The 9,764-nt window shown below is 39.4% G+C and carries 7 protein-coding genes and 1 pseudogene; all 8 read right to left on the reverse strand.

What is annotated here, in order from left to right; all coding sequences use genetic code 11:
* A pseudogene (locus C7B62_RS22160) lies at positions 1-675 on the reverse strand (glycosyltransferase family 1 protein); the annotation flags it as partial.
* Positions 676-737: 62 nt separating this feature from the next.
* On the reverse strand, positions 738-1,883 hold the full coding sequence (locus tag C7B62_RS22165) for a glycosyltransferase family 1 protein (protein WP_106242504.1): 1,146 nt from the start codon (positions 1,881-1,883) through the stop codon (positions 738-740).
* Between the two features lie 63 nt (positions 1,884-1,946).
* Positions 1,947-3,032 (reverse strand): acyltransferase, encoded by a 1,086-nt coding sequence (locus C7B62_RS22170; protein WP_106242508.1) that lies wholly within the window; start codon positions 3,030-3,032, stop codon positions 1,947-1,949.
* Between the two features lie 3 nt (positions 3,033-3,035).
* Positions 3,036-4,229: a glycosyltransferase gene (locus C7B62_RS22175; protein ID WP_106242512.1), complete on the reverse strand. Its 1,194-nt coding sequence runs from the start codon at positions 4,227-4,229 to the stop codon at positions 3,036-3,038.
* Positions 4,230-4,251: 22 nt separating this feature from the next.
* A complete protein-coding gene (locus tag C7B62_RS22180; protein ID WP_106242515.1) occupies positions 4,252-5,613 on the reverse strand; it encodes a hypothetical protein in 1,362 nt (453 codons plus the stop codon).
* Between the two features lie 121 nt (positions 5,614-5,734).
* A complete protein-coding gene (locus tag C7B62_RS22185) occupies positions 5,735-6,799 on the reverse strand; it encodes a glycosyltransferase family 2 protein (protein ID WP_106242519.1) in 1,065 nt (354 codons plus the stop codon).
* A gap of 52 nt (positions 6,800-6,851) precedes the next feature.
* Positions 6,852-8,012, reverse strand: coding sequence for a glycosyltransferase family 4 protein (locus C7B62_RS22190; RefSeq protein WP_106242523.1), 1,161 nt, complete (start codon positions 8,010-8,012; stop codon positions 6,852-6,854).
* Between the two features lie 118 nt (positions 8,013-8,130).
* Positions 8,131-9,764, reverse strand: a 1,634-nt coding sequence (locus tag C7B62_RS22195) for an ABC transporter ATP-binding protein (RefSeq protein ID WP_106242526.1), incomplete at its 5' end; no start/stop codon positions are given.

A 9,764-nucleotide genomic window follows, 5' to 3' on the forward strand; every position in this document is an offset into this window, starting at 1 on the left:
TCCCGTAGGAGGAGGACATTGACGCAGCTGGTCAATTTCTGCCCAATCAATCCCAGTCGCTGAAGCCTGCTTAATCTTTGATACACCTAATTTACTTAGTTTTTTGGCTGTATCCTGAGTGGTGGCGTAGGCGATCGCACTCTTGCGAGCAGTCAGACGAGTCAAAGGGTCTAGTTCACCAATACCCCGCCAAATTTCGCGTAAATATTCGTAAAGCTTGTTCTTGATGCTAAAATCAACCCAAAATTTAGAGGGAGCTGATTCTCCTCCACCTACGGGACCCCAAATAAAGGGAATCGGTAACAAAGACAGTAAACTGGGGACAGAATAACGAACAAAGGTAACATGATGGGCAAGATCAAAATTTATTTGGCGATGCAGTTTTTGGGCTACAAAGTAAGCCTGGATTTGCCAAAAATAATAGTGCAGTTGGATCGCCCCAGATTGTCCCCAGCGCAAACTATCTTGCCAAAAAGGGAGGGTAAAATAAACAAACTGAAGATTGGGAATTGGATTACGCTTCAGCTCTGCCTCAATCGCTTCTTTACTTTCATCTGGACGAGTTAATACCCAAACCTGATGATATTGCGCCACTTCCTTGGCGAAATTCCAACCAACCCCTCGCTCTGATCCTTTTCCTGGTTCACAGGAATATGCTGATAGTAAAACTTTCATTTAATTTTAGGTAGTAATAATATTTGGTAAAAAATAGCAAGTTGAATAAAATTAAGTCGATATTAATCTGCAAGTATTGCATTTTTTGATTGAACGACCTGCTCATATAGCTGGGCTGTTTTTTCAGCGGTTTTTTTCCAGCTAAACTCTTTTATGCGTGCGAAACCTCGGTCAATTAAATCTTGACGAAAATCCCGATCGCGATTGATACGCAATACGGCTTCAGTTATGGCAGCAACGTCGGTGGGTTCTACTAAAACTGCGGCATCTCCTACCACTTCTGGGATGGCAGAAACATTACTAGTAATTGTCGGCGTACCGCAAGCCATAGCTTCTAAAACCGTCAGCCCAAAACCTTCATAAAGAGAGGGGGCGACAAGAGCATCAGCAGCACAATAAAAGTTAATCACCGCCTCTCGTTCGGGATTACTGACAAAAGTAATGTGTGGGCTTAAATTATTAGCTTTGATATATTGCTCCTGTTCAAGATGAAAATCTCCGCCAACTTTCCAAAGACGAACAGGGATACCTTGCTCGGCGATCGCTTTAATTACTTTTAAGACCGTTTCAATATTTTTGCGCTGTTGATTAGAACCCACATGCAGCAAGCAAATCTCATCAGGAGATTTGGCATATTGTTGTTTCCAGTCAGTTACTGTTTTTTTGTCTGGGATATTAAATACTGTATCCACACCATTGGGAACGATCTCGATTTTTGCTGGAGAGATGTTTAACCAATGAGCGACATCTTTAGCTGTGTTGCTCGAAACAGCAATAATACTGTCGGCGACGGTAATTCCCTTGACACAATATTGCCAAACCGCCAGACTAAAAGCGGGAAAGCGAGCTTGATTTTTCATAATTTCAGGATAGATAAACTGCACTAAATCGTGACAAGTAACTACCACAGGCTTGCCAATCTTTTTTAGTCCATAGGCAATGTGAGCATCAGAGTGATCGATAATGTGGAACAGATCGGCATCTACTTGTTTAACAGCCTGCGGATGATGATAGAAACGCTCGTAGTATTTACGGATAGGATTGCCTGTATGCCAAAGATTTTCTAGATTTTTACTCCAGGGTTGAGGGGCTATTTCTAGAATCTCCCAATCTGGTCTAAGCTTTTTTAGTTCAACCACCAAGTTATCGGTATAAACATCCATACTAAAAGCAACTTTTGGCTCTCGTCTGACAATCGCTATTCTCATTTATTCTTCTCCTAAATAATTTAAGATCATTATTTTTACTATTAAAATCAAATCTCTAAGATGTTAGATATATTGAGAAATCAGCTTGTTTCTTTGCATCAAGGCGATCGCCAACCAGCTAAACAAAAAACTAGAGATGGAGTAAATCAACATGGATGTAATCGAAACGCTTTGAGTAACTTGCGGTATAGTTTTCGTCAGTAAAATCTCGACAATGCTTTTGACTAAGGGATGTACCAAGTAAATTCCAAAAGAACATAATCCGAGATTAGTAATTAAATTGCTGTTAGAAATATGCTTAGAAACCGCAATTCCAAATAGCAACAAAGAGTAAGCAATTAATAACTCACTCACCGCCTTGGGCAAATACTTTGCTCCCAAAATATCTATTAGTAAAAAAAATCCCCATATGGCAGTTACGTTTGCTGGTCGATCTAGCCACTGTGTATCTTTTCTCAAGATTGCCTGGAGCAATAGAGCGATCGCCAAGTAGGGAAAACATCTAATTAACCAGGCCAAGTTAACTAAAATACATCTCCAAACTTGAGCAAAAATATCGTCCCAGTTAGCTGCTGGAAATAACTGCACAAAAGCATCATAATTCCCAAGGTTAAAGTCGTTGTTAGAAACTATCAAGAGCTGATAGAGTAAAGTGCTGACTGTAGCCAAAAATGACAGCAGAAAAATTGAGTGTTTTACTTGGTTGAGATAATTTGCTAAATAAAGCAGCGTCGTTCCAACTAGTAACAGGGGAAGAAAATAGAGATGATAAGAAGCTGCACCCATAAAAATGACAGCTACAGGATCTGGCAGTAGTTGCTGTATTGATCTTGTTTCTTTCGTCAAAAAAGCAATCGCTAATTTAGCAATAACATAAAGCAAGCTCCAGCATAGATAGGGCAGCACAATTCGCTGAATTTTCTTTTGCCAAAAAGCGCGATCAATTTTTAACGGCGTTCTGATGGTATTAAAGTAAAAAGATGCTGCTAAAAAAAACGGTACAGCAAAGTAAAATAAATAGCGAAATTGAATGGCGCGATCGCTAATTGGCACGCCCCAAGTTTCATCCCCTGAATGGACTAAAATGACGGCGAAGGCTGCTAACCCACGACACAAATCGATGCCTGCTGCTCTATGTGTTTCGCTCATGAATCACTTCAATGTTGAAATTAATTTTTGCCACTGCTCGACTAATCTTTGAGCAATTCGTTCGTGAGAATAATAATGTTTTACTCTCTCTATTCCATAGTTCCCCATTTCCTCTCGCCAATTGCGATCACAAATAAGCCGTTTTAAAATTTTGGCTAAAGCCACGGAATCTCCTTCAGGAAAAACCAAGTCATCCCTAGCAATTACGTGGGGAATCTCTCCACAGCTAGAACCAACTACAGGAATACCCATAGCCATAGCTTCAATAATGACGTGACCGAACTGTTCCTTCCAGGTGGCAACAGTACGAGAGGGTAAAACTAAGACATCAAATTTGCCTAACTCTTTAGGTGCTGCTTCATGACGTACCGCACCCCGCCAGATTAATCGCTCGTTAATCTGCAAAATTTCTGCTTTTTGGCGTAGGTCTGCTTCGCTTTCACCCGAACCGCAGAGAGTAACCTGAAAATCTAAATCCTGTTCCTGAAGCTGTCTCACGGCAGTAAATAAAATATCCAGCCCTTTTTCGGGAACTAGCCTTCCCAGAAAACCAATATTTATTTGATCTTGAGGTGATTTTCTTGCCAAGGGAGTAAACAACTTGGTATCTACTCCCATTTGTGGCATGACCTCGATCTGCCCCTGATAGTTCCAGCTACGCATTACCTCGGCACCGTCTTGATTACCAGCCAGATAAAGCTTGCTGACTCCCATAACAAAGTTCCGTATCCAACGACGAAAGAGCGATAAAGAGCGTAATTGATTCTCCCAGCCAAATACCACCATTGGTTTACGAAATAACCTTGCCCAAAAAGCAGCCTCAAAAGCACAGAGGGAAAAAATTTCTTCTTCTACCTGAATCACATCAGGTTTAAAGTCATTAATTACCTGCCAAATCTTCCAGGGATGATAAAGATGAGCGCCGACTCTACCAGAGAACCAAACTGGGGCAGAGTAAGTTTTTATTTCAGAAAAGGGAGTTTCCAGCTCAATGATGCGCTTCCATTCTAGAGCCTGCCAGTTACTAGGAGCCAGTAAACCAACCTCTACTAATCCCGTATCGGCGATCGCTTTGAGCTTACCCTGATTTACCCCCACCACATAAGTATGGCTGATAAATAAAACCCTTATTTTTTGCCCCGTAGAAGCTGATGCACAAGCTTTAGAGACATTTGCCGACTCAATAGTGTTATACATAAAATTATTAAGTAATATAAATTTAAACTTGTGCCTGCTGCTCAAATTTCAGCCGCTTTTCATGCCAAGCCAACCCAAGCAACATAGAAAGAAACAACATATAGCCAGGTTCTTCAAGTTGAGTAAAAACAAACCCTAAAACCAGAGTCGCCAGCAGGGTAATTTTCAAGGAATTATCTACGCCAAAATATTGCCAAATTAAAGAGGCCAAATACATGTAAGCTCCCAGACCTAATAGACCAAGATCACCCCAAATTCCAGCCCAGCCAAAAATAGGACTAAATAGACTTGAGCCAGTAGCCAACCAAAAACTATCAATAAACTCGCGAGATTGTACCCCAATAGAAGTAGTAGTTGCCCCTAAAGGTTTAAGAATTAAGCTATAGTCCTGCAAAAACCATGCTCCCAAACGGCTCACCGTATGACCAGGACCCAAGCCAAATAGCCAGTTGGCTGGAGATTTAAACTCAGCCAGGATTGCTTTGACTGAATAAAGTTTAGTAAACCAAGCATCTCCATTTTTTCCATATAAATCTGGCCTCGCCCAGGCTGTAAAAGCATTAAACGCCTCCAGATTTTGAACACACCAGAAAAAAATCATCCCAGTAATCATAATGCCCAGCAATAGCTGAATGGTTTTCCCTACATCTTTAAAATTAAAGATAATTAAAATTATCCATGCCAAAAAATAAGCAAATATAAGTTGCTTCGAATCAGAAAAAAGTAGTTGCCATGACGCTGCCAACATAGTTGTAACTCTGACCCACAGGGGAAAGTTTTTGCCGTTTGCCAAAAAATAAAGAGCAAATGCCAGAGATACTGATGCCGATACATAATTACCTGCTCCTGAGACAAAAAATACTCCTCCGCAACCGTCAGTACCGTCAAATCCTTGGGCATCGATTTTCCCTCCATCAATCAGCGGTTTTTGCACCGCAGCTAGCAAAAAGTTAATTCCTACCGATGCCATCAACCAATTTTTAAGCCGACTAAAAGATTTTACTGACATGGGAATACAGACAATAGTCACTAAAAACATCATTGGCTCTCCCAGCATCATGAAGCTGATAATGGCGTTGATAAAGCTAGCCCGATTCCAAATGGCACTAACTAAAATTGCAATTAGAAAAATCAACATACCCCCGAGCAAAGAATGTACTAACATAGATTGCTGCGAGTTTTTGGCCGTTGCCGTAGCTAAAGCAATTCCCATAATCAAAGGAACAACCACAAAATGAGCATGAATTAAAATTGCTGGAGCCGAAGTTAAAGTAATAAAAATCCGTCCATAGAAAACAAGACAAAAAGCCAAAATAATCAAGTTAATATTACTTGCCCAGGTCAATTTTGGCTTTCTGCTAACTGGTTCGGCACTATTAAACATAATTAATGCAGGTACATATAACTATTACAGTTGAGGTTATTGAGTCCGATTGAGTCAGGTAAGATTTACGTTTGATTGGTATTTGAAGAAGATAAAACTTTGACCGCTGTTGCCAAGATTGCTAACTCATCAGTTCCTTAAGCTTGGTAGTTGTCCAGCCAATCAATTTAGGACGATGATGGGGAGCATATAGCCAAGAAATAGCTGGCTTGGCTAGGGAAAGAGGCATTAAGCCTACCCAGATAAACCACAGACTGTAAAAAATGCGCTTAGGCAAATTAAAGTTTGAATATTTCCAGAGACTTCTAATTCCTTGATAAATTAGCTGACTAGAGCGATCGCTCTCTACAGGATGATTTTGGGCATTAAGTCTCAAGGAAATAATTCTTGACCACAGTCGACCAATCGAACGCTGCTCTAAATCTGGAGGAATCTGGTAGCCTAATTCCTGAGCTTTGTTGGTTATCAAGGCAAAATTTTGCAGATCGTGATGGACAAACCGTTTAAAGCGATCGCCCGTCACCGTAGACAAGGCCCACTGGTTACTATCGTGAACTCGATAAGCTCCTAAAGCATGGTCAACTGCCATCACTTCACCGTAAAATGGCACTTGAAAAGATAGGTAATCATCAGCAGTTAGCTTATATTCATCGGGAATAGGAAATAGGTCAGTTAGTGCCTGACGATTTAGAGCATTTCCGCTAGTGGGTGTACTGACATAACCGCTAGTTTCCAAAAGCATCTGCCAGACTTTCCCCTGGGAAAGAGGAAGCGTACCTTGAGGTGACGAATAACCAAGGGATTCACCAACGCTATTCACGACATCTAAGCGATAATGTACCTTAGCCAAATCGGGTCGCCAGACTTTAACGATCTCCGCCACAGCTTGAGGAAACAAATAATCATCTGAATCGAGAAAAATAATAATTTCTCCCTGACTACGGGCAAAGCCACTGTTAAAAGCTGCTGCCTGCTTGCCATTGGGTTGTAAAATTGGGATGATGCGATCGCCATATTCAGCAATAATGTGTCGGGAATTATCCGTAGAACCATCATCGACCACAATTACCTCAATTTGCTCATAGCTTTGACTTAAGGCGCTATTAATTGCCTCGCTTAAAAAGCGATCATAATTGTAATTATTAATAATAATACTGACTAAAGGTTTAAGAGTTAATGTATTCATTTATTGAAATTGAGCTAAAAGATTTGTTTGGTTTAACACTATTGCAATAAGACTATTTTTCAAGTTCAGCTAGTAACTGTTTGACAGTTGCCCCCGCTATCGACCAGTTGAGTCGTGAATTATACTCATAAAAAGCAGAAAGGGCTAAATTTATATAATTTGAATAATCAGCAAAAATATTGGTAATGTAATCACAGCAATCGTTAATCTGAGTATCTTGATTAAATAGCTTTCCGTTAATATCATTGTGAATGATGGTAGGAATACCACCAACCTTTGTCGATAAACAAGGAACTCCTAAATAATTAGCTTCACAAAATACTATTGGGGTACAATCTGCTCTTGTCGGCAGAATGAGAAAATGAGAATCAAGAATTAATTTTTGAATTTTTTCTTTTCCTTCATTAGTAGACTTACTAATAAACCCCAAAGATTTGATAAATTTAGGTATTGGCTCATCAATTTGTGGTTGACAACCAACGATAGTTAATTCCGTTTTCAAGCCTTGCTGATTTAATTGTTTAGCAATAGAATAAGCGATATCCCCGCCTTTTCTAATCCATTCCACACCAATAAATAGAAGCTTGCAAATATCTGTTGGTCGATTCGCGATCGCATCTTTAATTTGAGTAAAATTTAGTTCGTTGTTAATATTTGCCCCAAATGGAACGACCTTAACTTTATTCGAATCGGCTTGATAAAAATTAATCGCTGATTGAGCTGCCCAATCAGAAGAGTAAATTGCTAGTTGACACTTTTCTAAAGCCAATTTTTCCATGTTATGCCAGTTATAAACAACATTGGGATGCAAATTGCTGTACTGGGGATAAAAATCGACAAGATTGGCAAAAGTAGCATCTGCCCAAAAAGCAATAGGTAGATCGCACTCTAGATAAGCAATTGGCTCAACTGTTGCGCTAAAGACAATTTGAGCTTTTTGTTGGGCAAGTTTTCTAGTTATCTGATGAGCATAATTTTTTAATCTCTGGGGATCGGGGTTTTTTTCATAGTGTTTTTGATACACAAGTTCGTAGTAGTGTCGTTTGAGCTTGCGAATTGCTTTAAATAATGGTGGGTCTGTCAAAGGTCCAAGGTGATCGATATCAATGCCTTGAAACTTCAATGATTGAGCGATGTAATATCCCGATCCTGACCACTCGTGAGATCCTGTTAATGTTGTTGAATCGTAGGTCGTTACGTATGCTAATTTCATGGGTTGATGTAACTGGGATTTTGATTAACAAAGGTTGACGATGAAAGTAACATTTATGCTCAAAAAAGCTGACCGAAAGCAAATGTTATTTATTTCACTATAAAAACCAAACTATTAACTACTGATTTAAGACTACGGTTTGATAATTACCCGATTGGGTAATACAACCTTGTTCCAAACGATAGATGCGATCGCAATGTTCGATTGTGCTTAAACGATGAGCAATAATAATAATGGTTTTACTGCCTGAAAGCGCTTTGGTGGCATCAGTAATTAAATTTTCGGTTTCATTATCTAAAGCAGCCGTCGCCTCGTCAAATACTAGAATCTCTTTCTCATGATAGAGCGCCCGAGCAATTCCTACTCGTTGTCGTTGACCTCCAGAAAGCAACACCCCTCTTTCTCCCACAGTAGTATTTAGACCCATAGGTAATCTTTCAATTACCTCATTTAGTTGAGCTGCATTTACTGCTGCTTGAAGTTTCTGGTAATCAATTTGATTGTCAGGGACACCAAAAGCAATGTTTCTCTCTAAAGTGTCATCAATCAGAAAGATTGATTGAGGAACATAGCCAATCAAATTCTGCCAGGCTCTGATTTTATCTTTAACCGAGATTCCGTCCACCAAAATATCGCCACTTTGAGGATCAAGCAAACCCATCAGCACATCTACCAAAGTTGTCTTGCCCGAGCCAGACTTACCAATTAAACCAATAGAATGACCTTTTTCAATCGTTAAGCTAACCTGCTCTAAAGCATTAGTCTTGGCATTAGGATATTTGTATACTAAATTCTCAATCTTAATCTGCGTTTGAAAACTAAGCTTTGGCTGTGGCTGAGAGTGGTGTGCAGGCACAAGCTTTTTATTTTGTGATTCAAATTCTTCTGCTTCCTTCAATTCAGCATGTATTGAATCAAGGGAATGAATGTTATAGCGAATCACGCTGATACAGGAGATGGTGTTGCCAGCAGCTGGCAGCAAACGAATCGAAGCGATCGCAAAAACACCAAATATTGAGGTGATATTTTGACTATCATCCTGATTAAAAGTGACAAACAAAAAAGCAAACACAATCAAAAAGCTTATAATGACCGCTTCAACAACATAACGAGGAAGGTTAGAATAGCCAGAAGCCAAACCCATATTGGTTGAATATTTTTTGGCTGCTGAATCCATTTGAGCCTCAAAGTACGGCTCACAACCAATTATTCTGGTTTCCTTGAGACCACCTAGTCCATGGTTAAGAATGCGAATTATTTCCGCTGAAGCATCGAAACCCTGTTTACCCCAATAAGCCAACTTATCTTTTAAAGGATTTAAAATTAACAAAGAGATCAAAAGCACTACAGTAATTCCGAGTGAGGCAGCAGCATTAGTTAATATTAATAAAGTAACCAGAGCAATTATTACTACTCCATTTGAGATTGCCGTCAGCAAAGATAAAACCAAACCAATGCAAAAGCGATCTGTATATGTAACGATACTTTGTACTAAATCAGCGGAATTTCTGCTTAAGTGAAGTGTATAAGGAGCAGACAAATAGGACTGCATTAACTTAGAAGATAAATTACCTTTCAAACTATGGGAAAATTCGGCAATAGATTTTTGGGTAAAAAACGATAATGCACTTTTAACGTAAAAAACAATAATAGTTAAGATACCAAAATAAAGTATGAATTTTTCTGGTGAATTAATGGATAACTTGACGTATAAACCTTGAAGCAAAACGTTGCTATTAATATATTCTGGGT

The organism is Pleurocapsa sp. CCALA 161 (assembly GCF_003003995.1).
Taxonomy (GTDB): Bacteria; Cyanobacteriota; Cyanobacteriia; order Cyanobacteriales; family Xenococcaceae; genus Waterburya.